This is a genomic window from Streptomyces sp. NPDC006872 (assembly GCF_040635845.1).
In the GTDB taxonomy this organism is placed as follows: Bacteria; Actinomycetota; Actinomycetes; order Streptomycetales; family Streptomycetaceae; genus Streptomyces.
In genome coordinates this window covers 134,756-160,660 of the sequence record NZ_JBEYIL010000018.1, presented here as the reverse complement: position 1 = coordinate 160,660, position 25,905 = coordinate 134,756, and the positions used below count along the sequence as shown (strand labels likewise).

The 25,905-nt window shown below is 71.3% G+C and carries 25 protein-coding genes and 1 pseudogene; 15 read left to right on the top strand and 11 right to left on the bottom strand.

The genetic code is table 11. The features are described 5' to 3' along the window. The first annotated feature begins 263 nt into the window (after positions 1-263). From tgmA to tgmC, 3 genes are read left to right on the top strand one after another with little or no spacing between them, the layout of a single operon-like run. Positions 264-527 carry a putative ATP-grasp-modified RiPP gene (gene tgmA / locus ABZ725_RS40175; protein WP_358807323.1) on the top strand — a complete coding sequence of 88 codons (264 nt, stop codon included), beginning with the start codon at positions 264-266 and terminating at the stop codon, positions 525-527. Further along, entirely contained in the window at positions 527-1,495 is a 969-nt protein-coding gene (gene tgmB, locus ABZ725_RS40170) for an ATP-grasp ribosomal peptide maturase (RefSeq protein WP_358807322.1), read from the top strand. The genes tgmA and tgmB overlap by 1 nt, the downstream gene beginning before the upstream one ends. After that, positions 1,492-2,622 carry an ATP-grasp peptide maturase system methyltransferase gene (tgmC, locus tag ABZ725_RS40165; protein WP_358807321.1) on the top strand — a complete coding sequence of 377 codons (1,131 nt, stop codon included), beginning with the start codon at positions 1,492-1,494 and terminating at the stop codon, positions 2,620-2,622. The genes tgmB and tgmC overlap by 4 nt, the downstream gene beginning before the upstream one ends. A gap of 318 nt (positions 2,623-2,940) precedes the next feature. Here tgmC and ABZ725_RS40160 read toward each other — a convergent pair. Then, a pseudogene (locus ABZ725_RS40160) lies at positions 2,941-3,321 on the bottom strand (VOC family protein); the annotation flags it as partial. A gap of 307 nt (positions 3,322-3,628) precedes the next feature. Between ABZ725_RS40160 and ABZ725_RS40155 the strand changes: the two are divergent. Next, a complete protein-coding gene (locus ABZ725_RS40155) occupies positions 3,629-3,892 on the top strand; it encodes a hypothetical protein (RefSeq protein ID WP_351916702.1) in 264 nt (87 codons plus the stop codon). 69 nt (positions 3,893-3,961) lie between these two features. Here the strand turns inward: ABZ725_RS40155 and ABZ725_RS40150 are convergent, their stop codons facing one another. The 4 genes from ABZ725_RS40150 to ABZ725_RS40135 form a co-directional block, all read right to left on the bottom strand. Continuing rightward, positions 3,962-5,215, bottom strand: a complete 1,254-nt coding sequence (locus ABZ725_RS40150; protein WP_358807320.1) for an MFS transporter — start codon at positions 5,213-5,215, stop codon at positions 3,962-3,964. Positions 5,216-5,343: 128 nt separating this feature from the next. Next, positions 5,344-6,417, bottom strand: coding sequence for an endonuclease/exonuclease/phosphatase family protein (locus ABZ725_RS40145; protein WP_358807319.1), 1,074 nt, complete (start codon positions 6,415-6,417; stop codon positions 5,344-5,346). A 181-nt stretch (positions 6,418-6,598) separates the two neighbouring features. After that, positions 6,599-7,237, bottom strand: coding sequence for a TetR/AcrR family transcriptional regulator (locus ABZ725_RS40140; protein WP_358807318.1), 639 nt, complete (start codon positions 7,235-7,237; stop codon positions 6,599-6,601). 67 nt (positions 7,238-7,304) lie between these two features. Then, complete coding sequence (locus ABZ725_RS40135) at positions 7,305-8,891, bottom strand: MFS transporter (RefSeq protein ID WP_351916642.1); 1,587 nt, start codon at positions 8,889-8,891, stop codon at positions 7,305-7,307. Between the two features lie 184 nt (positions 8,892-9,075). Here ABZ725_RS40135 and panB point away from each other — a divergent pair, with 184 nt between their 5' ends. The 3 genes from panB (at position 9,076) to ABZ725_RS40120 (ending at position 11,950) form a co-directional block, all read left to right on the top strand. Next, on the top strand, positions 9,076-9,942 hold the full coding sequence (gene panB, locus ABZ725_RS40130; protein ID WP_358807317.1) for a 3-methyl-2-oxobutanoate hydroxymethyltransferase: 867 nt from the start codon (positions 9,076-9,078) through the stop codon (positions 9,940-9,942). A gap of 152 nt (positions 9,943-10,094) precedes the next feature. After that, on the top strand, positions 10,095-11,120 hold the full coding sequence (locus ABZ725_RS40125) for an ATP-binding cassette domain-containing protein (RefSeq protein ID WP_358807316.1): 1,026 nt from the start codon (positions 10,095-10,097) through the stop codon (positions 11,118-11,120). After that, positions 11,117-11,950 carry an ABC transporter permease gene (locus tag ABZ725_RS40120; protein ID WP_358807315.1) on the top strand — a complete coding sequence of 278 codons (834 nt, stop codon included), beginning with the start codon at positions 11,117-11,119 and terminating at the stop codon, positions 11,948-11,950. The genes ABZ725_RS40125 and ABZ725_RS40120 overlap by 4 nt, the downstream gene beginning before the upstream one ends. An 18-nt stretch (positions 11,951-11,968) precedes the next feature. Here the strand turns inward: ABZ725_RS40120 and ABZ725_RS40115 are convergent, their stop codons facing one another. Continuing rightward, positions 11,969-15,529 carry a BTAD domain-containing putative transcriptional regulator gene (locus ABZ725_RS40115; protein ID WP_358807314.1) on the bottom strand — a complete coding sequence of 1,187 codons (3,561 nt, stop codon included), beginning with the start codon at positions 15,527-15,529 and terminating at the stop codon, positions 11,969-11,971. Positions 15,530-15,725: 196 nt separating this feature from the next. Between ABZ725_RS40115 and ABZ725_RS40110 the strand changes: the two genes are divergently transcribed. Further along, positions 15,726-16,523 carry a site-2 protease family protein gene (locus ABZ725_RS40110; RefSeq protein WP_358807313.1) on the top strand — a complete coding sequence of 266 codons (798 nt, stop codon included), beginning with the start codon at positions 15,726-15,728 and terminating at the stop codon, positions 16,521-16,523. On the opposite strand, the gene ABZ725_RS40105 is transcribed toward ABZ725_RS40110, so the two are convergent. Both ABZ725_RS40105 and npdG read right to left on the bottom strand, forming a co-directional pair. After that, positions 16,513-16,773, bottom strand: a complete 261-nt coding sequence (locus ABZ725_RS40105; RefSeq protein WP_358807312.1) for a hypothetical protein — start codon at positions 16,771-16,773, stop codon at positions 16,513-16,515. The two genes, ABZ725_RS40110 and ABZ725_RS40105, sit on opposite strands and share 11 nt — an antisense overlap. 4 nt (positions 16,774-16,777) lie before the next feature. Further along, complete coding sequence (gene npdG, locus ABZ725_RS40100; protein WP_358807311.1) at positions 16,778-17,506, bottom strand: NADPH-dependent F420 reductase; 729 nt, start codon at positions 17,504-17,506, stop codon at positions 16,778-16,780. 103 nt (positions 17,507-17,609) lie between these two features. Between npdG and ABZ725_RS40095 the strand changes: the two genes are divergently transcribed. Continuing rightward, a complete protein-coding gene (locus tag ABZ725_RS40095; RefSeq protein ID WP_351916656.1) occupies positions 17,610-18,212 on the top strand; it encodes a hypothetical protein in 603 nt (200 codons plus the stop codon). Between the two features lie 85 nt (positions 18,213-18,297). Here the strand turns inward: ABZ725_RS40095 and ABZ725_RS40090 are convergent, their stop codons facing one another. Continuing rightward, entirely contained in the window at positions 18,298-18,531 is a 234-nt protein-coding gene (locus tag ABZ725_RS40090; RefSeq protein WP_358807310.1) for a hypothetical protein, read from the bottom strand. 57 nt (positions 18,532-18,588) lie between these two features. Here ABZ725_RS40090 and map point away from each other — a divergent pair, with 57 nt between their 5' ends. Both map and ABZ725_RS40080 read left to right on the top strand, forming a co-directional pair. Next, the gene (gene map, locus ABZ725_RS40085; protein ID WP_358807309.1) at positions 18,589-19,446 is read left to right on the top strand and encodes a type I methionyl aminopeptidase; all 858 of its coding nucleotides are present in this window, start codon (positions 18,589-18,591) and stop codon (positions 19,444-19,446) included. Between the two features lie 131 nt (positions 19,447-19,577). Continuing rightward, positions 19,578-20,225 (top strand): biliverdin-producing heme oxygenase, encoded by a 648-nt coding sequence (locus ABZ725_RS40080; RefSeq protein ID WP_358807382.1) that lies wholly within the window; start codon positions 19,578-19,580, stop codon positions 20,223-20,225. 70 nt (positions 20,226-20,295) lie between these two features. Here the strand turns inward: ABZ725_RS40080 and ABZ725_RS40075 are convergent, their stop codons facing one another. Both ABZ725_RS40075 and ABZ725_RS40070 read right to left on the bottom strand, forming a co-directional pair. Next, entirely contained in the window at positions 20,296-20,499 is a 204-nt protein-coding gene (locus tag ABZ725_RS40075) for a hypothetical protein (RefSeq protein ID WP_358807308.1), read from the bottom strand. 106 nt (positions 20,500-20,605) lie between these two features. Then, positions 20,606-21,250, bottom strand: a complete 645-nt coding sequence (locus ABZ725_RS40070) for a PhzF family phenazine biosynthesis protein (protein ID WP_358807307.1) — start codon at positions 21,248-21,250, stop codon at positions 20,606-20,608. A 71-nt stretch (positions 21,251-21,321) separates the two neighbouring features. Between ABZ725_RS40070 and ABZ725_RS40065 the strand changes: the two genes are divergently transcribed. From ABZ725_RS40065 to efeB, 4 genes are all read left to right on the top strand, one after another. Next, positions 21,322-22,437: an iron ABC transporter permease gene (locus tag ABZ725_RS40065; RefSeq protein ID WP_358807306.1), complete on the top strand. Its 1,116-nt coding sequence runs from the start codon at positions 21,322-21,324 to the stop codon at positions 22,435-22,437. Positions 22,438-22,510: 73 nt separating this feature from the next. Further along, positions 22,511-23,329: a heme ABC transporter ATP-binding protein gene (locus ABZ725_RS40060; protein WP_358807305.1), complete on the top strand. Its 819-nt coding sequence runs from the start codon at positions 22,511-22,513 to the stop codon at positions 23,327-23,329. A 189-nt stretch (positions 23,330-23,518) separates the two neighbouring features. Beyond that, a complete protein-coding gene (efeO, locus tag ABZ725_RS40055) occupies positions 23,519-24,658 on the top strand; it encodes an iron uptake system protein EfeO (protein WP_358807304.1) in 1,140 nt (379 codons plus the stop codon). A 10-nt stretch (positions 24,659-24,668) separates the two neighbouring features. Further along, positions 24,669-25,904, top strand: a complete 1,236-nt coding sequence (gene efeB, locus ABZ725_RS40050) for an iron uptake transporter deferrochelatase/peroxidase subunit (protein ID WP_358807303.1) — start codon at positions 24,669-24,671, stop codon at positions 25,902-25,904. The last annotated feature ends 1 nt before the right edge of the window (position 25,905 follow it).

The window sequence follows — 25,905 nt, the reverse complement described above, 5'->3', positions numbered from 1 at the left end:
GCCGCCGCCGGAAGACCGCTCATGAGGACGACCACCGGCCTTCTCGTGTATGTGATGGCCGTGACCGCCCCGGTCCTCGCCTTGGTGCTGGCGCGGACACCGTACTGACGCACTCCCACGGCGGCCGCTCCGGGTCAGGGCCGCGCCCAGTTTCCCGTCGTGCCTGGATTTCGATCCAGGCACGACGGTCCTGCTCGCCCCGCTACGGGAAACACCCCCCTCCCGGCGGGCGGGTCCACATCGGTATCCCGCGAAGGAGTCCCATGCAGACCACACCGCCGAACGACCGGCTCACACCGTGGGGTATCGGACGCATGAAGCCCTTCCCTCCTGCCGTCGTCATCCCGGCTGCCCTTGCCGTACTCGCCCCCGAGACCCAGACCACCGCATGGATCGACCCCGACGGCGTCCCCATGCCGGCACTGGACCGGCACAAGCGCTCCGAGACCTCGAAGGAGACGACGACGAAGACCAGCCTCGACGGCAGCCCGGACCAGGGCAGCGATCAGCAGGGAGACTCCGACTGATGGCCGGAGACGGACCTCCCGTCCTGGTCGTCACACGCCTGGACGATGCGACGGCCGACGAAGTGATCACGGAGCTGAATCGGCGCCGCGTGCCAGTGGTACGGCTGGACCCCGGGGACTTTCCCAGGACGGTCACCATGAACGCGGCCTTCGGCGGCACCGTGCCCGGCGGCACCCTCGTCACCGAGACCCGCACCCTCTGCCTGGACGACGTGCGCTCGGTGTACTGGCGGCGGCCCACCCCCTGCACCGCCGACCTCGCCCTGCCCGAGCAGACCGCCCGCTGGGCTGTGGAAGAGGCTCGATACGGACTCGGCGGCGTACTTGCCGACCTTCCCGGAGCCCACTACCTGAATCACCCCTGGCGCAACCGGGATGCCGAGTACAAGCCGGCGCAGCTCAGGGCGGCCGCACGCTGCGGCTTCTCCGTGCCACCGACTCTGATCACCAACGACCCCGGCCAGGCCCGCGCCTTCGCGGCCCACCACCGACCGGTGATCTACAAGCCACTCCGCGAGACCGACTACACCGGTGCGGACGGCCGCGCACTCACGGTGTGGATCGACGACGTCCCTCCTGACCTGATCGACAGCCGTCTGCGCCACACCGCCCATCTCTTCCAGCAGCGGGTGACCAAGACCGCCGACATCCGCCTGACCGCCGTCGGCGAGGTCCTCTTCGCGGTACGCATCGACGGCTCGCCCGGAGTGGACTGGCGTCGCCACTACGACGACCTCACCTATACGCCCGTCCCCGTCCCGCCCGAGATCGCGGAAGGGGTCCGTGCCTACCTCGATGCTTTCGGACTCGTCTTCGGAGCCTTCGATTTCGGCCTGGGAACCGATGGCTCCTGGTACTGGTACGAGTGCAATCCGAACGGCCAGTGGGCCTGGTTCCCCAACCACATCACCGCACCGATCACCGCCGCTCTCGCCGATCGACTCCAACACCCTGGAGGCCCCGTATGACCGCCGATCCCGTCGCACTCCGCCGCGGCCTGGCCGCCGTCCTCGATACGACCGACCCCGCGTGGCGGGCCGCGGTCGAAGCCGTGCCCCGCGAACTCTTCCTCGGCGACTGTGTGTTCCGGGCGGCCAACGGCCGATGGGAGCCCGTGCACCGGGACTTGGTCGGCGAAGACGCGTGGCTGCGCCTCGTCTACGAGGACGCCACCTGGGTGACCCAGGTCGACGGCGTCGCAGCGGCCGATGCTCCTGGGCCCCTCAGCGGACGTCCCACCTCGTCCAGCACCCTGCCGTCCCTCGTCGTGCGCATGCTCGAACTCGCGGCGATCCGCGAGGGCGCGAACGTGCTGGAGATCGGGACCGGGACCGGCTACTCGACCGCCGTCCTCTGTCACCGCCTCGGCGACGACCACGTGTACTCCGTCGAATACGACCCACGGCTCGCCGCCGTCGCCGCCGACCGCATCCGCACCGCCGGGCACTCCCCGACCCTGGTCACCGGAGACGGCCTCGCAGGGCACAAGGAGGCAGCCGAGTACGACGCGATCGTCGCCACCTGCGCCGTCCGGCACATCCCTCCCGCCTGGCTCCACCAGGTCCGTCCCGGCGGAACCATCACCACGACGGTCAGCGGATGGATGCTCGCCTCCGGGCTCATCCGCCTCACCGTCCACGACGACGGCAGCGCCACGGGCCGGTTCACCGGGGACCCGATCGGCTACATGCTCGCCCGACCTCACGAACGGCCGCCTCGCCCCACCTACTTCCAGCGTCAGGGCCAGACCCGTCCCACCCGCTTGGACCCGGGCCTCCTGGACGACTGGACAGGACAGTTCGTCGCCCAGCTCGCCGCGCCCTCCGCCGAACTCATGACGACGAGCGACGGAGTGATCCTCGTGGACGTCGCCACCGGCTCACAGGCCTGGACGGAGCAGCGCGTCGGAGGCGGCTGGCACGCGCACCAGGACGGCCCTCTCCGCCTGTGGGATGCCGTGGAGGACGCCCTCACCGCCTGGCAGGACGCGGGGTCGCCACCGCAGTCCGACTTCGGCCTGACCGTGGACACCGACGGCACCCAGCGCGTCTGGGTCGAAGACCCCTCTGGACCCTCTTGGAGTCTGCCGGTCTGACCGGGCTGGTCAGCGCCACTCGGGTGGAATGTTCGCCAGCTGCTGCTGCAGGTTCCAGCCCTGGAGCCTCCGCTTGCGCTCCTCCCGGGGGCTGTCCCACGGGGCGCCGCGTCCCACCCAGTAGCCACGGTAGTTGCGCAGGCCCATGACGCCGGCGTCGCCGACGTCGGACTCGTTGCCGCAGCAGGGGCAGATGGCTCCCGTCGGCCAGCCGCCCTCCCAGAAGACCTCGCCGTCGTAGCCGCAGACCCGGCAGACGGTCTCGACCTCTTCCGCCCTGCTCGCCTCGACCGGCTCGCGAACCGCCGGAAGCTCGGCGCTGTCGGTGGCCGCGCGGTCGGACTCGCTGCGCAGCACGCAGAATTCGTTGCCTTCGGGGTCGGCGAGGATTGCCCAGCCTGAACCGTCGAGGTTCCGGTGATCGGCGACGAAGGCGGCGCCTAGGCCCAGCAGCCGGTCCACCTCCTGATCGCGCGAGGTCTCAGGGCGCAGGCACAGATGGATCCGGTTCTTGACCGTCTTGGCCTCGGGCACCTGGTTGAAGTACAGCACCGGGCCCTCCGCCGACAGCACCTGAGTCTCCCGGTCGCCCGGTCCGGCCTCCGGATCCAGCGGACGGCCTGTCACGCTGCTCCAGAACCGAGCCAGTTCATAGGCATCCGCACAGTCGATCGCTACGTTCTGCAATACCGAGACCATGCGCGCGAGCCTTCCTGATCTCCACGCCGAACGCCATCGAGTTGCGCTCACGTCACCGGCGCATGGCAGCGGTGCGCGTGAAGCCCACCTGGAATACGGCGAGTTGAGCATGCGCGCAAGCGCGGCTGAGTACGCGTACTCACGGATCGGCGGTCGTCCGCGGCGAGAGTAGGGACACATCAAGCGACGTCGAGCGACATCGAGCGACCTACTACAGGAGACCATCGTGGCCGCCTACCGCAGGAACCACCGCCCCACCGCCGCCTCCCGGCCCGGCAGGATCCGGCTCGCCGCCGCTGCCGCCGTCATGAGCGTGGCCGCAGTCGCGGCGCTCACCGGCTGTTCCTTCGCCTACGTGGAGGCCATCTGCTCGAACGGCGAGTATCCCGTCCTGGCGGTGGGCGGCACCGGGGGCTCGTGCGTCAAGGACGGTGAGGAGCCGCCCGCGGGTACGACGCGGTACCCGGAGGGCAAGGTGCCGAAGCAGGTCGACGACAAGTGGGACCTGTACTGGACCACCCACACGCTCGACGAGAACGGCGACATCGTCGACGCGCCCGACGCCGGCTGACAGCTACCGGCAGAGGCTGACGGCACCGACAGAGGCTGACGGCACCGACGCCGGCTGACGGCGACCGCCTCAGCGGCGCACCGCCGTCGCCGCCGTCGCCGCCGTCTCCGCCTTCTCCGCCTTCTGCGGTACGTGGCCGGCCACCACGCGTTCCCGGCCGAAGCCCTCCGGAGCCCTCCGCCGGTCGACCGCGTACGCGGCACCCGCAACCGCCAGGCCCAGCGCCGCGAGCCCCGCCCCCGCGACCGCCGGGGACGTCACGCCGAAGCCGGCTGCCAGGGCCAGGCCGCCGATCCAGGCGCCGCCGGCGTTGGCGAGGTTGAAGGCGGCCTGGTTGGCGGAGGAGGCGAGGGAGGGGGCTGTGGACGCCTTCTCCATGACCATCAGGTTGAGCGGGGTGCCCGCGACGAACGCCGCGATGCCGAGGAGGACGACCGCCAGGGCCCCGCTCCACTGGGTGCGCATCAGGAGCGGGAAGAGCGCCAGGACCACCGCCAGGGAGGTCAGGCCGCCGAACAGGGTGCGTCGCATCGCATGGTCGGCGAGGCGGCCGCCCAGCAGGTTGCCGATCGTGGCCCCTACGCCGAACAGCGCCAGCAGCAGCGTCACGCTGGAGTCGGCGTAGCCCGCCGCGTCCGTCAGCATCGACGTGATGTAGCTGTACGCCGAGAAGAGCGCGCCGAAGCCCGCGACCGTCGTCCCCAGTGCCAGCCAGACCGGAAGCGAGCGCAGCGCCGCGAGTTCGCCGCGCAGGCCGGTGGCGGGCGTCGCGCCCGGCAGGGTCCGCGGGATGAGGAGCGCGAGCGACGCGATCGCGGCGAGGCCGATCACGCTCACGCCGAGGAAGGTGGCTCGCCAGCCCAGGTTCTGGCCCATCAGCGTGGCCGCCGGGACGCCCGCGATGTTGGCGACGGTCAGGCCGAGGAACATCAGCGACACCGAGCGGGCCTTGCGCTCCGGCGCGACCAGGCTCGTGGCCACCACCGCGCCGACGCCGAAGAACGCGCCGTGCGGGAGGCCGCTGAGGAAGCGGGCGGCCAGGAGCGAGTCGTAGCCGGGGGCGAAGGCGGAGAGGGCGTTGCCGACGATGAACAGGGCCATCAACAGCATCAGCACGGTTCTGCGCGGCATCCGTGCCGTCACGGCGGCCAGCAGCGGTGCGCCGATGACCACGCCCAGCGCGTACGCCGAGACCAGGTGTCCCGCCGTCGGGATCGAGACGTGCAGGTCGGCCGCGACGTCGGGCAGCAGGCCCATCATCACGAACTCGGTGGTGCCGATGCCGAAGGCACCCACGGCCAGGGCGAGCAGGGCCAGGGGCATGGAGGACTTGCCTTTCCGGGGAGGAGGGGGAGCGGAGTCTCGTTCATCATACGTTTTGTATGTTCACGAACGGAACAAAGTCTCTCCCGGGCGTTATTCCCCGGCGTTCCAACGCGGTGAACCGTCGATTAAGACGTGGTGGCCTGCGTGGTGACCTTCACGCTCGCCGCCACCGGCAGATGGTCGCTGGCCGTCTGCGGCAGGGTCCACGAGGTGACCGGCTCCACGCCCTTCACCATGATCTGGTCGATCCGCGCCATCGGGAACGACGCGGGCCAGCTGAAGCCGAAGCCGCTGCCCGCCGCGCCCTGTGTGGAGCGCATCTGGGAGGTCACGGCGTTCAGCGAGCGGTCGTTCATGGTGCCGTTGAGGTCGCCGAGCAGGATCACCCGGGTCAGCGGCTCGTGGGAGATCGCCTCGCCCAGCGCGTCCGCGCTCTTGTCGCGCTGCCGGGCGGTGAACCCGGCCTGCAGCTTCACCCGCACCGAGGGGAGATGGGCGACGTAGACGGCGACCTGGCCCTCGGGGGTCGCCACGGTCGCTCGCATCGCGCGCGTCCAGCCCAGCTTGATGTCGACGGCCGCCACCGCGCTCAGCGGGTACTTGCTCCACAGCCCGACGGTGCCCTGCACCGAGTGGTACTTGTACGTCGCCGCCAGCGCCTTCTCGTACACCGGCACCGCCGAGGTGGTCAGTTCCTCCAGGGCGACGACGTCCGCGCCGGACGCCGCCACATCACGGGCGGTGCCCTCGGGGTCGGGGTTGTCGGCGTTGACGTTGTGGGTGGCGACGGTGAGATCGCCGCCGCTGCCGGTCTTGTCGCCGAGCAGCCCGCCGAAGAGGTTCAGCCAGACCCCGGCCGTCAGGACGACGGCGATCAGCGCGGTCGCCGACTTGCGCACCAGCGCGAGGACCAGCAGCACCGGGACGAAGACGCCGATCCAGGGCAGGAACGTCTCCGTCAGGCTGCCGAGGTTGCCGTACCGGTTGGGGATGCGCGAGTGCACCGACATCACCAGGGCGAGCGCCAGCGCGAGGCCGGCGACGACCAGGCCGCGCCGCCAGACGCGCGGATCACCGCGCCAGCCTGTGGTCAGCCGGCCGATCAGACGTCCGATCAGGCGCCGAAGCCGAACTCCCCGAGGCTCGGGTCCCGAACCTCCGTTGTCGTCCGTCTCCGTCATGTACGCCTGCTGCGCCATACCGTCGCCTCACTGCCTGCCGTGCTCACCGTCCGTCCCCCGAGTACGACCCTAGGGGATGTTCGGCTGTCTTCTCGCCGTCCCGTGACGACCGTACGGGCACGAGGACGAACGGGTGCTGCTCAGGGGTTGCGAGCCCGCGACACGTGGACCGGTCTGTGACGAAACGAGCACATTCGGGCTACGCGACGGGCGAACTGACGGGACGTAGCCCGGCGAGCAGCGTGTCGACTATGCGTTCCGCGAGGTCGTCGGGGAGTTCGGCGTCCGGGTGCAGGATGGCGCGGACCAGCATGGGGCCGACGACTATGTCGTTCACCAGTTCCACATCGAGGTCGGCGCGGAGTTCGCCGTTCTGCTGGCCGCGGCGCAGGACTTCGATGCCCATCCTGCGCCGGGGCGCTATGACCGAGTTGTGGTACGCCGCCCAGATCTTCGGGCTGCTCTTCATCTGGGCGTGGACGTTGTGCAGGATGGCCGAGTCCCGGTTGGCCAGGCCCCGCTGCCGCACCGATTCCAGCAGCACGATGAGGTCGTCGCGCATGGACGTGCCCGGGAGCTGCTCGGGGTCCTCGGGTTCGGCGGCACGCAGGACGTCGACGAAGAGCTCCTCCTTGCCGCTCCAGCGGCGGTAGATGGTGGCCTTGCCGACGCCTGCGGTGCGGGCGATGCGCTCGATGGAGATCTCGGCGAGCGGGACGCCGTCCTCCAGGAGTTTCATCGCGCCCTCGATGATGGCCCGTTCCACGGCCTCGCTGCGGGGCCGGCCCCGGGCGGGCTGCTCCACGGCGATCCCCTTGCCGGCCAGGCTCACGATCATCAATCCTTTCGTCGTACCCGTCGTACCGGGAACTTCCCCACCCTAGGTCAGCGGGTCAGGACGGCGGTTACGACTCCGTTCCCACCAACTCCTCCTCCGGGGCGCCCTCCTTGGGCGTCTTCGGTCTGCGCGGCAGGAACAGGGCCACCACGACCGCGCCGGCCAGCGACACCCCGGCCCCGCACAGCGCGGTGACGTGCATGGCGTGCAGGAACGCGTCGTTGGCGGGGCCGACGAGGTCCCGGTCGCCGAGCTTCGCGGCGACCCCGAGCGTCGCCTCGATGGACTCGCCGGCCGTGTCCCGCAGTCCGGCCGGCAGGCCGCCGAGGCTGCCTTCGATGCCGTTGCGGTAGGCCGTGGAGAGCACCGAGCCGAGGACGGCGATGCCGAGCGCGCCGCCGAGCTGGCGGAAGGTGTTGCTGAGCGCGGAGGCGGAGCCGGCCTTCTCGCGGGGCAGGGACTGCATGATGACCACGCTGGTGGGCGTCATGACGTGGGCCATGCCGGCGCCCATGAAGAAGAAGACGATCTCCATGAGCCAGATCGGGGTGTCCGCGTCCAGCGCGGCGAACGCGACCAGGGTCGCGGTGAGGACGAGCATCGCCCCGGTGGTCGTGGCCCGTACCCCGAAGCGGTCGACGACGAGCCGGGCGCGCGGCGCGAAGATCAGCTGGGCGGCGGCCAGCGGAAGCAGCAGCAGACCGGACTGCAGCGGCGAGTAGCCGCGCACGCTCTGGGTGTAGAAGACGGCGAAGAACGTCACGCCCATCAGCGCGAAGAACACCAGGGTGATGACGGCCATGGCGGCCGAGAACACCTTGTTCTTGAAGTAGGTGACGTCTATCGACGGATGGTCGCTGCGCTTCTCGAACACCACGAACGCGGTGAGGACGACCAGGCCGGACACGATGGCCGCCACCACCGTCGGGTCGGTGAAGTCGGCCAGCTCGCCGCCCTTGATGATGCCGTAGACGAGCAGGACGAGGCCGACGACGGACAGGACCACGCCGACCGGGTCGATCCGCCCGGGGTCGGGGTCGCGGGAGTCGGGGACCAGCCACAGCATCAGCGCGAACGCGATGATCACGATCGGCACGTTGACCAGGAAGACCGAGCCCCACCAGAAGTGGTCGAGGAGGAGGCCGCCGGTGATCGGCCCTATGGCGATGGCCAGACCCACGCCGCCGGCCCAGATCCCGATCGCCTTGGGCTGCTCGTCGCGCTCGAAGACGTTCATCAGGACGGCGAGAGTGGCCGGCATCACGAACGCGGCGCCGACGGCCATCAGCCCGCGGAAGACGATGAGCTGCGCGGGCGAGCCGGACTCGGCGGCCAGCGCGGAGCCGATGCCGAACACGGCGAGCCCGCCGAGCAGGACCTTCTTGCGGCCGAGGCGGTCGCCGAGCAGGCCCGCGGTGAACAGCAGTCCCGCGAAGACGAGCGTGTAGGAGTTGATGGCCCACTCCAGCTCGCTCTGCGTCGCGCCGAGGCCGACCGGGGCCGGGGTGGAGATGGTCTTGATCGCGACGTTCAGGATCGAGTTGTCCAGGACCACGATCAGCAGGCTCAACATCAGCACGCCGAGTATCGCCCAGCGGCGCCGGTGGACGGCTTCCGGCACCCGGGGACGGGCGGGGACGGCAGGAGTAGTCATGGGGTCGAGGGTAGAGCCTTTTCGATACGAGACCGTCTCGTATCTGAATCTCTTACTGAGCTTTTACCCACGAGGTTTTCCCCACAGGGGGCGCTCTGGCCCTCCCTGGCACGAAGTGCCACCATGGGGGGTGGTCCGGGGACGCCGTGAGGGCGCCTCGAGATGACAACAAGGAGCCGTTGCAATGACGCAGCTTCCGGCTGCCCCTACGAAGTCCACCGACGGCAGCAACGCGCTGTACGGGGGCAAGGGCACACGCCGTATCACCGTCCGCGACATCGCCCTCGCCAAGGAACGCGGCGAGAAGTGGCCCATGCTCACCGCCTACGACGCGATGACCGCGTCCGTCTTCGACGAGTCCGGGATCCCCGTGATGCTCGTCGGCGACTCCGCGGGCAACTGCCACCTGGGGTACGAGAGCACCGTGCCCGTCACCCTGGACGAGATGACCATGCTGGCGGCGGCCGTCGTCCGGGGCACCAGCCGTGCCCTGATCGTCGGCGACCTGCCCTTCGGGTCGTACCAGGAAGGGCCCGTGCAGGCGCTGCGCAGCGCCACCCGGCTGGTCAAGGAGGCCGGGGTCGGGGCCGTGAAGCTGGAGGGCGGCGAGCGCTCGCACCGGCAGATCGAGCTCCTCGTGGAGTCCGGCATCCCGGTCATGGCGCACATCGGCCTGACCCCGCAGTCGGTGAACGCGATGGGCTACCGCGTACAGGGCCGGGGCGAGGAGGCCGCCCAGCAGCTGCTGCGGGACGCGAAGGCCGTGCAGGACGCGGGCGCGTTCGCGGTGGTCCTCGAGCTGGTTCCGGCGGAGCTGGCGGCCGAGGTCACACGCATGCTGCCCATCCCGACGGTCGGTATCGGCGCCGGTCCGGAGACGGACGCGCAGGTGCTGGTGTGGACCGACATGCTCGGGCTGACCGGCGGGCGGGTCCCGAAGTTCGTCAAGAAGTACGCGAACCTGCGCGAGATCATGGGCGACGCGGCCAAGGCGTTCGCGGAGGACGTCGTCGGCGGGACGTTCCCGCTGGAGGAGCACAGCGTCCACTGAGCCCCCACTGAGCCATCTCCGCACCACGAACCGCCCGCCGATGTTCCCCCCATCGGCGGGCGGTCGCGTTCCCGGGGGCTGCCGACCTACCGACATACCCCTGTCGGTGGGATGTCGGTCGTTTGTCGGCAGGGGCTGTCAGCGTTCTTCTCATGACGCGAATCGACATGAACCCCAGTGGCGCGGGAAGCGCTGTGACCGTTCGGGGGTTGGTCAAGCACTACGGCGAGACCAAGGCACTGGACGGCGTCGACCTGGATGTACGCGAGGGGACCGTGATGGGGGTGCTCGGGCCCAACGGCGCCGGGAAGACCACCCTCGTGCGGATCCTGTCCACCCTGCTGGCTCCCGACAGCGGGCACGCGACCGTCGTCGGCCTCGACGTCGTCCGGCAGCCCCGGCAGCTGCGGCGGGTGATCGGGCTCACCGGGCAGTACGCCTCGGTCGACGAGAAGCTCCCCGGGTGGGAGAACCTGTACATGATCGGACGGCTGCTCGACCTGCCCCGCAAGGAGGCCCGGGCGCGGGCCGACGAACTGCTGGAGCGGTTCTCGCTCACCGACGCGGCCAAGCGGCCGGCCTCGACGTACTCCGGCGGTATGCGCCGCCGGCTCGACCTCGCCGCGTCGCTGATCGGGCGGCCGCGCGTGCTGTTCCTGGACGAGCCGACCACCGGTCTGGACCCCCGTACCCGCAACGAGGTGTGGGGCGAGGTCAAGACGATGGTCGGGGAGGGGGTCACCGTGCTGCTGACCACCCAGTACATGGAGGAGGCCGAGCAGCTCGCCCATGAGCTGACCGTCGTCGACCGGGGCAAGGTCATCGCGAACGGCGGCATCGACGAGCTGAAGTCCCGGGTCGGCGGCCGGGCGCTGCGCATACGCCCCGCCGACCCGCTGCAGCTGCGGCCGCTGGCGGGCTGGCTCGACGAACTCGGCATCACCGGGCTCGCCGCCACCGTCGTGGACGCCGAGCGCGGCTCGGTGCTGGTGCCGGTGCTCAGCGACGAGCAGCTGACCGCCGTGATCGGCGCGGTCAGCGCGCGCGGCATCACCCTCACCTCCCTCACCACCGAACTGCCCAGCCTGGACGAGGTGTTCCTGTCCCTCACCGGCCACCGCGCCGACGCCGCACAGGACGCCCTTCCCACCGACACCCGCGAGGAGGTCGCCGTATGAGCGCGGCCACGATGGACACCGGCACGATCGACGCCGGCACGCTCACCGACGCGCGGATCCCGTTGCGCAGCCACCTCCGGCACACCGGCGCGCTGGTCCGCCGCAACCTGCTGTGGATCCGGCAGGACCCCGAGTCGATGTTCGACGCACTGCTCATGCCGATCGTCTTCACCCTGCTGTTCGTGTACGTCTTCGGCGGCTCGATCGGGCAGGCCCTGGGCGGCGGACAGGACGGGTATGTGCAGTACGTGATCCCGGGCATGATCGCGATGATGAGCATGTCGCTGTCCCAGGGCGTCGGCACCGGCTTCAGCCAGGACTTCAACTCCGGGGTCATGGACCGCTTCCGGTCCCTGCCGATCGGGCGTGGCTCGGTGCTGTTCGCGAAGATCTCGGTCGAGATCGTGCGGATGCTGTTCGCGACGACCGTGCTGATGATCGTCGCCGTGCTCGTCGGGTTCGAGATCAACGACTGGCCCGGTCTGTTCGCGGCCGTGGGGCTGGCCACGGTCTTCGCCTCGTCGATCATGTGGGTGTTCCTCACCCTGGGCGTGGTCCTGAAGAACGCGCAGTCCGTGCAGGCGATGGGCTTCCTGGTGCTGTTCCCGCTCCAGTTCGGCTCGTCGATCTTCGCGCCGACGAACTCGATGCCGGGCTGGCTCCAGGCCTTCACCGACTACAACCCGCTGTCCACGCTCGCGGACGCGGCGCGCGGTCTGATGGTGGGCGGTCCGGTCGCGCACGATCTGTGGGTGACGCTGGGCTGGTCGGTGGCGATCACCGCGGTGATGGCGCCGATCGCGATCCACAAGTTCCGCACCAAGAGCTGATCCGGCTCGGATGGCGCTCTACACCAGGGCGGCGGCCTCCTCGTAGGAGAGGCCGCCGCCCTCGGCGTATGCCGTCTCGAAGTCCCGCTCGGAGAGCGCGGCGCGGATCCTGGCCATGGCCACGTCGCGCACCTCGCGCTCCATGCGCGGGGACACATGACGCGGCGGCTGCAGACGGTCCGCGGCTCCCAGGCAGCGGGCGCCGTCGGCGGCCCGGCTGCCGCCGTCCACACCGCCGAGGGCGGTGGCGGCGATGAAGAGGTAGAAGGACCGCAGGTGCGGGGCGACGGCGATGGGCAGCGGGTCCGTGGCGCGTTCCAGGGCGACGCGGATGCGGGGCAGCGCCTCCTCGTCGCGGTCGTCGATCGCGTCCAGACAGGCCTCCGCGCTCAAAATGAAGGCGTCGAAGAGGATGCCGCGCCCGCGGGTGAAGTCCGCGCGCAGCAAACGGAGTTGCTCGCGTGCCTCGACCCGGTGCCCGCTGATGCCGAGCCAGCTGGCCAGGAAGAGACGGGCGGCGGGGACGGCCTCGGTTCCGGCGTGGTCCGGACCGTCGATGACGTCGCGCAGCAGACGCTCGGCCCGCTCCTCCTCGCCGACCTCCAGCAGCACGCTGCCCAGCCGGGCGGCGAGGACGGCCAACTGGGCCCGGGCGCCGAGCCGTTCGGCGTGCTCCATGGCGTCCTGGTAGTCGTCGGCGGCCTTGCGGTAGGCGCCCAGCCGCTCGTGCGCCTCGGCGCGGGCGGAGAGCGCCTCGGCGGTGCCCCATTCGTCGCCGAGGCGCCGGAAGATCTCCAGGCACTCGTCCGCGTCACGGAAGGCGTTCTCCGCCCAGTCGGCGCGGTTGGCGAGGATGTTGGCGCGCATCTGCAGACAGGCGGCGAGCTCCCACTCGTGGCCGGGCGCCCGGCGGCAGGTGTCGACGTTGGCGTCGACGATGGTGCGGATGCGGTCCAGGTCGGTCATCATCACGGCGAAGAACCAATACAGACCGGGCACCCGGCAGGTCTGCGGGAGACCGGGCTCGTACGTCTCGGCGATCAGACGCATCTTGGCTTGCGCGGCCGGAGTCTGCCAGGCGTCCAACTCGGTTTCCATACAGGCGAGATGGGTCAGGTGGACGCCGCGGCGGGCCTCCGCGAGGGCCTCGCCGGTGAGCGGCGGCGGGGCGGCGGTGAGGGGCTGCCACACCGGGGCGGCCCGCCGCAGGGGCTCGGCGAAGGGGTCGGGGCCGAGGGCCATGACCTCCTGGCACCAGGATCCGGCCTCGATGCGCAGGTCGCGCATCTGCCAGTACCAGACGAGGGACAGGGTCAGGCTGAGCGCTTCCTGTTCGTCGCGCGCGGCGACGGCGCGGCGCAGCGCGGTGCGCAGGTTCTCGTACTCCAGCTGGAAGCGGTCGATGGCGGCGCGCTGTCCGGGGCCGCGCAGCAACGGCTCGGTGGTACGGGCGAGTTCGCGGTAGTGGACGAGATGCGCGCGCTCGGCCGCCTCCCGCCGGCCCGACTCGTCGAGCCGCTCGCCCGCGTACTCGGCGACGGTCTCCAGCAGCCGGTAGCGCATGTCGCCGTCGGGCGCGGGCGCGGCGACGACGAGCGACTTGTCGACCAGCGAGGCAAGGGAGTCGAGAGCACTGCGAGCGCCGAGACGGCCACGAGCCCCGAGGACACTGCCGACGTCCCGGCCGCTCCCTGTGCCCCGGGAACTGTCGGCGTCCCAGCCACTGCGAACGTCCCGGCCACTGCCGGCGCCTAGGCCACTGCGACCGTCCCAGCCGCTGCCGGCGTCCCCGCCACCGCCGCCGTCCCCGCCGCCGCGGGCGTCGGTGGGGTCGGGGGGGTCGTGGGCGTCGGGGCTGTACTGGTCCGGGGGGTCGCACACGGCCTCGACGGCGGTGAGGTCGCAGCCGCGGGCGAAGACCGACAGGCGGGCCAGGACGTCGCGTTCGTCCTCGTCGAGCAGGTCCCAGGACCAGTCGACGACGGCCCGCAGGGTCTGCTGGCGGGGCAGGACCGTGCGGCTGCCGTTGGTGAGGAGGCGGAAGCGGTCGTCGAGCCGGTCGGCGATCTGGCGGGGCGTCAGCATCCGCAGCCGGGCGGCGGCCAGCTCGATGGCGAGGGGCAGACCGTCCAGGCGGCTGCAGATCTCGGCGCAGGCCTCGGGGTCGTCCTCGGTGCGGAAGCCGGGGCGGGCGGCCGCGCCCCGGTCGGCGAGCAGCCGCAGCGCGACCGGCTCCGGCAGCGGATCCAGCGGGCGCAGCAACTCCCCGGGCACGCCGAGGGGCTCCCGGCTGGTGGCCAGCACCGTCACCTGGGGGCAGCGCGCCAGCAGCTCCTCGACGAGCCGGGCGGCGGCCTCGACGACGTGCTCGCAGTTGTCGAGGATGATCAGCATGCGGCGCCGGGCGCAGTGCTCGACCAGGCGTTCCACGGGGTCGTCGTAGCGGTCGGCGCCCACCCGCATCTCCTCGGCGCCGGCGCCGTACAGCACGGTCTCGCGGGCTCCGACGGCGGTCAGGACGGCCTGCGGCACGGCGTCCGGGTCGGCGACGGGCGCGAGTTCGGCCAGCCAGACGCCGTCCCGCGCGGTGTCGCTCGCGGTGTCCCGTACGGCCTCGGCGGCCTCCTGCGACAGCCGGGTCTTGCCCGCCCCGCCGGGCCCGAGCAGCGTGACGAGCCGTGCGCTCGCGAGGTCGCCGCGGATGGCCTCGATGTCGTCCTCCCGGCCGACGAAGGAGGTGAGGCGGGCCCGGAGGTTGCCGGGGGGCGGGGACTGCGGGGACTGCGAAAGCTGCGGGAGGTGCGGCGCCCGCGGTATCGAGGGCGTCTCCGGCGGGCTTCCCGGGGCGTCGTCCGGGCTGAGCAACTCCGCGTGCAGGGAACGCAGTTCGTGGCCGGGGTCGGTGCCGAGGCGGTCGGCCAGCAGTCGGCGTACGGCGTCGTACGCGACCAGCGCCTGCGCCGTGCGGCCCGCGTCGCGCAGGGCGCGCAGCCGTAGCACCTGGAGGGACTCGTCCAGGGGATGGGCGTCGCACAGGGCGGTGAGTTCGGGCAGCGCCTGCTCGGCCTGGCCCAGGGCGATCGCGGCGGTGTGCCGGGCGCGCAGCGCGTCGAGGCGGCGGGCCTCCCAACGGGCCGCCTCGGCGGTGCGGTCGGGCAGGTCGGCGAGTGCCGGACCGTGCCACAGGGCGAGGGCGTCGTCGAGGAGGACGGCGGCCTTGGCGGGGTCGTCATCGGCGAGGGCGCGGACGCCGTCGCCGGTCAGCCGCTCGAAGCGGTGCAGGTCGACGTCCTCGGGGGCGGCGGCCAGCCGGTAGCCGCCCTCGGCGGATTCGATCGCGCCCGCCCCGAGGGCCCGGCGCAGCCGCCCGACCAGCGCCTGGAGCGCCCCCGGCGCGTCGGCGGGCGGGTCCGCGGCCCACACCTCCTCGGTCAGCAGCCCCGCGGGGACGCTCCGCCCGGCGCGCAGCGCGAGCACGGTGAGCAGGGCGCGCAGCCGCGCCCCGCCGACGGCGACGGGGGTGCCGTCCGGACGGATCGCCTGGGTGGTGCCGAGGATGCGATAGCGCACGGGGTCCATTGTCTCCGGTCGGATCGGAAGCGGTCACGGGGTTTCGGCGGGGTGGCGCGAGCGGACGGCCCGGATCCGGCGGGGATCCGGCGCGGATCTGTGGCCGGGGGCGGAACCGATGTTCGTGTGCAAGACGTTTTCCCTGTAAGCCCGGGGCGGGTACGGTCGGGCAGTTCCACACGTGCGTACGAACTCAGGGGGCCCCATGACCACCGCCACCAGCCGCGGCGAGCGGAGCATCAGTCCCGTCTTCCTCGGGATCCTGGCCGTGACGGCGGTCACCGGCTGGGCGACGTGGACGGGGTTCGCCGAGCAGCCGGGCGTGGCGGTGTTCCTGTTCGTGACGGCGGCCTGGATCGTCTCCCTCTGTCTGCACGAGTACGCACACGCGCGTACCGCCCTGCACAGCGGTGACATCTCGATCGGGTCGAAGGGGTACCTGACGCTCAACCCGCTCAAGTACACGCACGCCCTGCTCAGCATCATTCTGCCGGTGCTGTTCGTGATCATGGGCGGGATCGGTCTGCCGGGCGGCGCCGTCTTCATCGAGCGCGACCGGATCCGGGGGCGGTGGCGGCACAGTCTGATCTCGGCGGCCGGTCCGCTGACGAACGTGCTGTTCGCGGTGGTGTGCACGGCGCCGTTCTGGCTGGACGCGCTGGACGGCGTGCCGGCCGACTTCCGGTTCGCGCTCGCGTTCCTCGCCCTGCTCCAGGTCTCGGCGGCGATCCTGAACTTCCTGCCGGTGCCGGGCCTCGACGGCTACGGGGTCATCGAGCCCTGGCTGTCGTACGACGTCAAGCGGCAGGTGGAGCCCTTCGCGCCGTTCGGTCTGCTGTTCGTCTTCGCGCTGCTGTGGGTGCCGTCGGTGAACGCCGTGTTCTTCGACGCGGTCGACGCGGTGCTGCGCGGCCTCGGGATCAACGATGTGGAGACGTACTGCGGGCAGTCGCTGTACCGCTTCTGGGAGGGCGCCAACGAGTTCTGCGCGGTCAGCCCGTGACGTCGGCGGCCGCGGCCGCGGCCGCCTTGCGGAGCTTCTCCCGGCGCACGTAGTACCAGGTCATGTTGGACGACAGGCCCGCGAGCAGCACCCAGACGACTCCCAGGAAGCTGCCCTGGGCGAAGGAGACGACCGCCGCGGCCACGGCGAGCACGCAGACGACGAGGGTGTAGAGGGCGAGGCGGGGCATCGGTGGAGGTTCTCCTGTCGGGGGGACACTGCTGGGCCGGCTCCGTCCAGTGTCCCCCATGCGCTCATACGTCGGTGACGCGCAGCCCCGCGTGGGCCTTGTAGCGGCGGTTGACCGAGATCAGGTTGGCGACCAGCGACTCCACCTGGTGCGCGTTGCGCAGCCGCCCGGCGAACACGCCGCGCATGCCGGGGATACGGCCGGCCAGCGCCTGCACGATCTCGACGTCGGCCCGTGCCTCGCCCAGCACCATCACATCGGTGTCGATCTCGTCGATCGCCGGGTCCTGGAGGAGGACCGCCGAGAGGTGGTGGAAGGCGGCGGCGACCCGGGAGTCCGGGAGCAGGGCGGCGGCCTGCTCGGCGGCGCTGCCCTCCTCCGGCTTCAGCGCGTAGGCGCCCTGCTTGTCGAAGCCGAGCGGGTTGACGCAGTCGACGACGAGCTTGCCGGCCAGCTCCTCGCGCAGGGACTCCAGCGTCTTGCCGTGGCCGTCCCACGGCACGGCGACGATCACGATGTCGCTGCGGCGCGCGGTCTCGGCGTTGTCGGCGCCCTCGACGCCGTGGCCGAGCTCGTCGGCGGCCGTCTGGGCGCGGTCCGCGGCACGCGAGCCGATGATCACCTTCTGGCCGGCCTTGGCGAGCCGGTAGGCGAGGCCCTTGCCCTGCGGGCCGGTGCCGCCGAGCACGCCGACGACCAGTCCGGAGACGTCGGGGAGGTCCCAGGGGTCCTTGGCGGGGGCCTTCGCCGGGGCGCTCTCGGAGGCGTTCTGTGCACTGTCGGTAGAGGTCATGGGCCGACTTTACGCGGGCGTGCGCAGCGGCCTTTCGTCATGTCGGGTGAACGACGGGCGAACCCCGGGACGGCGGCGGCGGGTTGGTGCAGTATCCGGCCGCATGGACGCCGTACGGGTCGCGCTGCTGCGTGAAGTGCTCGCCGGGACCGAGTGGCTGGGGGCCACCCGGAGGTTCGCCGGGGTGCTGCGGGGGTCGGTCGTGTCGCACGGGGGCGGGCTGCTGCTGGTGGGCACCGCCCGCTACGAGCCCTGGCATCTCGCGGCGCATCTGGTGGACGAGGCCGCGTGGTCGGGCACTCCGGAGCTGGCGCCGACGCTCGTACGGCACGACGCCCGTCCGTCCGATCCGGCGCATCTCGCGGTCGGCCTGGGCCGGATCGAGGCGGCGCGCCGGGGCGAGACGCTGCTGGTGGCGTCGCCGTCGGGGGACGCGCCGCTCCTGGATCGTGTGTCGGACGCCCGCCGCGCCGGCGTCACGATCCTGACCCTCGGCCCCGGCGAGGCAGACCCGGACCTGGCGTCCCTGGCGCACGAGACGCTCCCCGTGCCGGACGGCTCCGAGCTCGACCTCGACACCGTGCAGCACCTGGTGAGCGCGGCCGCCGGTGAGACGCTCCCGCCCCCGAGAGGCCGCCGCCGCTTCACCGACCGCCTCTCCCACCTGGCCGAACGCCTGACGGCCCCGCCCCCGCCCCCCTGGTGACTCGCCGAACGAGCACGCGGCGCGACTGCGCGCCCGCCGCGCGGGCACGCCCGCCGCGCCCGCCGCGCCGGTCAGGGACGTGTGATCAGTCGTCGTTCGTGGTGTCGGCCGTCGGGGCGTCGTGCCACTTGGGGTCGTTCTCCCACTGGAGGTTGCGCTCGCGGGCGGTCTCCATCGCGTGCTCGGCCTCCGCGCGGGTCGCGTACGGGCCGAAGCGGTCCTTGCCCGGGCACTCGGGCCCCTCCTCGACCTTCTTGTGCTCCAGGCAGTAGTACCACTCGCCCGGTTTGCCGACGGTCCGCTTCTTGAACAAGGGCATGACGGCTCCTCTCGCCATCGACATGTTCCCCCATGGCCGCTCGTTAGACTCACTGCCATGTCTGGCCAGTCGCTGCTCGTCCCAGGGGAGCTGTCCCCCATCCGTTCCGTGCCCGGAAACATCCGTCGCCCGGAGTACGTCGGCAAGCCCGCGCCGACCCCCTACACCGGCCCGGAGGTGCAGACGCCCGAGACGATCGAGGCGATGCGCCGGGCCGGCCGGATCGCCGCGCAGGCGATGGCGGAGGCCGCCAAGCTGATCTCGCCGGGGGTCACCACCGACGAGCTGGACAAGGTCGCGCACGAGTACATGTGCGACCACGGCGCCTACCCGTCGACGCTCGGCTACCGCGGCTTCCCCAAGTCCCTGTGCACCAGCGTCAACGAGGTCATCTGCCACGGCATCCCGGACTCGACGGTCCTGCGCGACGGCGACATCGTCAACCTGGACGTGACCGCGTACTTCGGCGGGGTGCACGGCGACAACAACGCCACCTACCTGGTCGGGGACGTCGACGAGGAGTCGCGACTGCTGGTGGAGCGGACCCGGGAGTCGCTGGAGCGGGCGATCAAGGCGGTCCGGCCCGGCCGGCAGATCAACATCATCGGGCGGGTCATCGAGTCGTACGCGAAGCGGTTCGGGTACGGGGTGGTGCGGGACTTCACCGGGCACGGGATCAACTCGTCGTTCCACTCCGGGCTGATCATCCCGCACTACGACAGCCCGCACGCGACGACCGTCATCCAGCCCGGGATGACCTTCACGATCGAGCCGATGCTGACGCTCGGCACCCATGACTACGACATGTGGGACGACGGCTGGACCGTGGTGACCAAGGACCGCAGGCGGACCGCCCAGTTCGAGCACACGCTGGCGGTGACGGACACGGGGGTGGAGATCCTCACCCTGCCGTGACGGCCTGAGCCCCGTCCAGACCCGTCCCGCTGTCGGGGCGGGTCTTTTCTTGTACGCTTTTACCGACAAGGCGTCGGCAAAAGCATTGACTTAGGCAAGCCTTACCTTAGAGGATATGCCGCATGGACCGCATGGACTCCTTCTCGACCGTCATCCGCACCGCCTCCCACGAGCAGCATGTGGAGGCCGAGACCTCGACGTTCATGAGCGACCTCCTCGGCGGCAGGCTCGGGGTCGACGCGTACGCCCGGTACACCGAACAGCTCTGGTTCGTGTACGAGGCACTGGAGGCCGGCGCCGAGCGGCTGGCCTCGGACCCGGTGACCGGGCCGTTCATCCAGCCCGAGCTGTTCCGGCTCGCCGCGCTGGAGCGGGACCTCACGCATCTGCGGGGCGCCGGATGGCGGGCGGGGCTGTCGGCCCTGCCGGCGACCGAGGCGTACGCGGCCCGGGTGCGGGAGTGCGCCGAGCGGTGGCCGGCCGGGTACATCGCCCACCACTACACGCGCTACCTGGGCGACCTCAGCGGCGGGCAGATCATCCGCGACAAGGCGGAGCGCACCTGGGGCTTCGAGCGCAAGGGCGACGGCGTCCGCTTCTACGTCTTCGAGGAGATCGGCAACCCGGCGGCCTTCAAGCGGGGCTACCGGGAGCTGCTGGACGGTGTGCGCGCGGACGACCTGGAGAAGCAGCGGATCGTGAGCGAGTGCAAGCGCGCCTTCTCGCTGAACACGGCCGTCTTCCAGGCACTGGGCGAGGAGTTCCGGCTCTCGGCGTGAGCATCGCCGGCACGAGAACGGGCGGGGCCCCTCTTCCCGGTGAGGGAGGGGGCCCCGCCGGTCTGCCGCGTCAGTGTCCGGAGCGGTGGCAGCGCGCACCTTCCCAGAAGATGTCGCTGGAGACCGTGTCGATGAACCCGACGTACGGGCTGCACACGGCGTCGTCCTTGTCGTAGTGGTGCCGGGGGCCCTCGTCGGCGGTGGCGGTCGCGGCGCCGACGGCGGTCAGGGCGATACCCAGGACGGTTGCGGCCAGGACGGATCGGATACGCATGATGTTCCTCTCGCGGAGCTGAGCGATCACGCCCAGTGGTCCCCGCTCGCCTTCCCCCGCACACACGAGTCCACCCGTACGGCCCTCCCGCCCTCGCCCGGAGGGCTCAGCGCTCCAGGAACACCCGTCCGCCGATCTCCACCCAGCCGTACGGCTGCGGGGCCGTCAGGATCTGGGAGCCCGCGCCCTGGGTGATGTTCAGGGCGCGGCCGAGCCGCTCGGTGAGCAGCAGCGCGGCGGCGCCCGTCGCCTCGTCCTCCTCTATGCCGTCGCCGCGGCCCGGGAAGCCGCGGGCCCGTATCCGGCCGGCGGACTCGTCCTCCCAGGCCCAGGCGTATATCCACTCGCCCGGAGACGGCACGGACAGGTCGTCGACCTCGGCCGCGGTGGCGTACTGACGCAAGGTGCGGGGCGGGGCCCACTCCGCGCGCGCCTCTATCCAGGTGAACTCCCCGTCCAGACGGGTGCCCACGACGCCGGCCGGGGTGACGAGCTCGGGCACGTCGAGCAGCCAGGCGACGCCCACGCACGGGTAGCCCGCGAAGGGCAGACGGACGGTGGGCGTGTAGATGTCGATGACCCCGCGCTCGGGGTCGTCGACGAACACCGTCTCGCTGAAGCCGAGTTTCGCCGCGAGGCCCTGTCGGTCCTCGCGGTCCGGCAGCACCGAGCCTTCACGGACCACGCCAAGTTCGTTGCCGTAGCCGCCGTTCGGCGCACAGAAGACACGGAGCACGTCGTAATCAGTCACCGGGGAATTGAAGCACCGGTCGGGCGGAGCGCTATAGCGGGTGAAGGTAAGGCTAACCTAAGCTTTCGGCCATGACCGTCCTGGAGAAGCCCGCCGACACCGGTGGCACCGGTGGCTCCGCCGGCCCTGCCGCTCCCGCTCCCCCGGCCGGCCCGAAGAAACGCGGCGCCGTGCCGCTGTTGACCGCCGGGCTGGTCCTGGCGCTCCTCGTGCTCGTGCCGGTGGCCGGTGCGCTGGGCGCCTATCCCATCCCGGTCGAAGACGTGCTGTCCTCCGTGCAGCACCGGATCGGGCTCGGGGGCGGCGAGTCGGACCGGGTCGCGGAGTCGGTGCTGTGGAACGTGCGGTTCCCGCGCATCGTGCTCGCGCTGCTCGTCGGCGCCTCGCTGGGGTGCGCGGGCGCGCTGATGCAGGGCGTGTTCGGCAACCCGCTCGCCGAGCCCGGCGTCATCGGGATCTCCGCGGGCGCGGCGGTCGGCGCGGTCGCCTCGATCGCGTTCGGCCTGAACTTCCTCGGCAACTGGACGGTGTCGGCGTTCGCGTTCGCCGCCGGGCTCGCCACGGTCCTGCTGGTGTATGTGATGTCGCGGTCCGGCGGCCGTACGGAGGTGGTCACGCTGATCCTCACCGGGATCGCCGTGAACGCGTTCGCGGGCGCGCTGATCGGGCTGTGTCTGTTCTTCGCCGATGCGGCGGCGATCCAGCAGATCACCTTCTGGCAGCTCGGTTCGCTGTCCCAGGCGACCTGGCCGAAGGTGCTTGCCGTGCTGCCCTGTGCGGCGATCGGGCTGGCGCTGGCGCCGCTGTACTCGCGCCGGCTCGACCTGCTGGCGCTCGGCGAGCGGCCGGCCCGGCATCTGGGGGTGGAGGTGGAACGGCTGCGGATCGTGCTGATCCTGGTGGTGGCGCTGCTCACGGCGGCGGCGGTGAGCGTCTCCGGGATCATCAGCTTCGTCGGCCTGGTCGTTCCTCATCTGCTGCGGATGGCCGCCGGGCCGGGGCATCGGTTCCTGGTGCCGGGGAGTGCGCTGCTGGGGGCGCTGGTGTTGTTGGCCGCGGATCTCGCGGCGCGAACGGTCGCCGTTCCGGCGGAGTTGCCGCTGGGCGTTCTCACCGCCCTGCTGGGCAGCCCCTTCTTCTTCTGGCTGCTGCGTCGGACGCGGCGGCGGCAGGGGGGATGGGCGTGAGGTTCGTTGCCGACCGCGGGTGCGCACCCCTGAACACCAGGCCCCTACCTCACCCCCTATTCAGGAGAACCGTATGAGACTGCTCCGCACCCGCCCGGCCCCTCTGGCGCCTGTCGCCCCCGGCGACCTTCTCGCCGAGGCCGACGGGCTGCACGTACGCCTCGGCGGCCGGGATGTCCTGCGGGGCGTCGACGTCGGCGTCCGGGCCGGTGAGGTGCTTGCGCTCGTCGGGCCCAACGGGGCCGGGAAATCGACGTTGCTCGGGGCGCTCGCTGCCGATCTGCCCGCCTCCGAGGGGGTCGTACGGATCCAGGGGCGGGCCGCCGGTGAGTGGAGTGCGCCGGAATTGGCCCTGCGGCGGGCCGTGCTGCCGCAGGCGGCGGTGCTGTCGTTCCCGTTCGTCGTGGAGGAGGTCGTGCGGATGGGTCGGGCGCCGCATGCCTCCTCGCCCGCCGAGGACGACCTCGTGGTGCGGGAGGCGATGGCCGTGACCGAGGTGAGCGCGTTCGCCGGGCGGCCGTTCTCCGCGTTGAGCGGCGGCGAGCGGGCCCGTGTCGCACTGGCGCGGGTGCTCGCGCAGCGCACCCCGCTGCTGCTGCTGGACGAGCCGACCGCCGCCCTGGACCTGAAGCATCAGGAGCTGGTGCTGCGGTTGTGCCGGGAGCGGGCGGGCGCGGGGGACGCCGTGGTCGTCGTGCTGCACGATCTGGGGCTTGCGGCCGCCTACGCGCACCGGGTCGCGATTCTGTGCGCCGGGCGGGTCGCCGCGGACGGTCCGCCGGGCGAGGTGTTCACCGAGGGGCTGCTGTCCGAGGTCTACGACCAGCCCGTCGAGGTGCTTGCGCACCCCCGCACCGGAGCCGTTCTCGTGACCCCGAAGCGGAATCTTTGAATCTCCTTTGACTCTTCCTTGGGGTCCGTTTTGAGTCACCGTGATCGGCTCGTGCCCTTAGGGCATTTATGAGAGCTGAATCACGGCACGGGCCTGTATTACACAGGTAAGCCTTGGATAAGTTAGGCGAGCCTCACCAATCCGTGTGAGCCCTGTCACGTGATTTTTCAGCCACCGCTGGGAGCCTGAATGCGAGCCGTCAGACTGTCCGTCGTCACCGCCGTTACCGCTGTGACCGCACTGACCGCCGTCACTGGCTGCACCTCGAAGAGCGACTCGAAAGACGGCGACCGGGTCATCAGCGTGACCGCCACGGACGCCAAGTGCGAGACCTCCAAGAAGGAGATCTCCGCCGGGCACGTCGAACTCGCCATCGAGAACAAGGGCTCCAAGGTCACCGAGGTCTACATCCTCTTCCCGGACGACCGGGTCGTCAGCGAGCGCGAGAACATCGGCCCCGGCACCAAGCAGCGGGTCACCGCCGAGGTGAAGGCCGGCGACTACGAGATCGCCTGCAAGCCGGGCATGAAGGGCGACGGCATCCGCCAGGACCTCAAGGTCACCGGCGGCTCCGTCGCCAAGCGCGACCCCCGCCTGGACAAGGCCGTGGCCGCCTACCGCAAGTACGCGCAGGAGCAGGCCGACGAGACGCTGCCCAGGGTCGCGACCTTCGTGGCCGCGATCAAGGCCGGGAACATAGAGGCCGCGAAGGCGGCCTACGCCCCCTCCCGCATCGGCTGGGAGCGCACCGAGCCGGTGGCGGAGTCGTTCGGCGACATCGACCCGCTGGTCGACACCCGCGCCGACGGCCTGGAGGCCGGCCAGAAGTGGACCGGCTGGCACCGGCTGGAGAAGTCCCTCTGGCAGGACAAGAAGATCACCGCCGAGGACAAGACCCTCGCCGACCAGCTCACCACCGACCTGACCGACTGGCAGAAGCGGGTCGGCAAGGCCGAGATCACCCCCACCTCCATGGCCAACGGCGCCAAGGAACTCCTCGACGAGGTCGCCACCGGCAAGATCACCGGTGAGGAGGACCGCTACTCGCACACCGACCTCGTCGACTTCAAGGCCAACGTCGAGGGCGCGCAGGAGTCGTACGAGCTGCTCAAGCCGGTCGCGAAGGAGAACGACGCGGCTCTGGTCACCGAACTGGACAAGCAGTTCGCCGCGCTGAACGCGCTGCTGGACACCTACCGTCCGAACACGTCGTCGTACGAGTTCACCTCCTACGACAAGGTGAGCGCCGCCGACCGCAAGAAGCTGTCGGACGCGGTCAACGCGCTCGCCGAGCCGCTGTCCAAGCTCGCCGCCGCCGTCGCGAAGTAAGGGGACGACCATGACGGACACTCCCTCCCGGCGCTCGCTGATCGGCTGGGGCGGGGCCGGGCTCGCGCTCGGCGCCGCCGCGGCCGGCGGGGCGGTCGCCATGACCCGTTCCGGCGACGACGTCGACCCGACGGCCGCCGACACCGGCGCCGCAGTCGAGTTCCACGGCGCCTACCAGGCGGGCATCGCCACGCCCGTGCAGGACCGGCTGCATTTCGCCGCGTTCGACGTGCAGACCGACGACCGCACCGAGTTCGTCCAGCTGTTGAAGGACTGGACCGAGGCGGCACGGCGGATGACGGCCGGCAAGACGGTCGGGGACGGCGCGTACGGCGGTCTCGCCGAGGCGCCGCCGGACGACACCGGCGAGGCCCTGGGGCTGAAGCCCTCGCGACTGACGCTCACGGTCGGCTTCGGGCCGTCGCTGTTCACCAGGTTCGGGCTCGCGGCTCAGCGGCCCACGGCCCTGATCGACCTGCCCCAGTTCGCCGGAGACGCCCTCGACGCGGCCCGCTCGGGCGGCGACCTGTGCGTCCAGGCCTGCGCGGACGACCCCCAGGTCGCCGTGCACGCGATCCGCAACCTGGCCAGGATCGGCATGGGCAAGGTCGTCGTGCGCTGGTCGCAGCTCGGCTTCGGCAAGACCTCGTCCACGACGCCCGAGGCGCAGACCCCGCGCAACCTGATGGGCTTCAAGGACGGCACCCGCAACATCGCGGGCACCGAGACCGACCGGCTGAAGAAGTTCGTGTGGGTCGGCGAGAAGGACGGGCCGCAGTGGATGACCGGCGGGTCCTACCTGGTCGCCCGGCGCATCCGCATGCACATCGAGACCTGGGACCGCACCTCGCTGCAGGAGCAGGAGGACATCTTCGGCCGGGACAAGGGCGAGGGCGCTCCCGTGGGCAAGGCCAAGGAGCGCGACGAGCCGTTCCTGAAGGCGATGAAGCCCGACGCGCACGTACGGCTCGCCCACCCGGACTCCAACCACGGGGCGACGCTCCTGCGCCGCGGCTACTCCTTCACCGACGGCACCGACGGCCTGGGCCGGCTGGAGGCGGGGCTGTTCTTCCTCGCCTACCAGCGTGATGTGCGCGAGGGGTTCGTCCGCGTCCAGCGCAATCTCGCCACCGACGCGCTCAACGAGTACATCCAGCACGTGGGTTCGGCCGTCTTCGCCGTCCCGCCGGGCGTCCGCGACAAGGACGACTGGTGGGGCCGGACGCTGTTCGCCAAGGAGGCGTAGC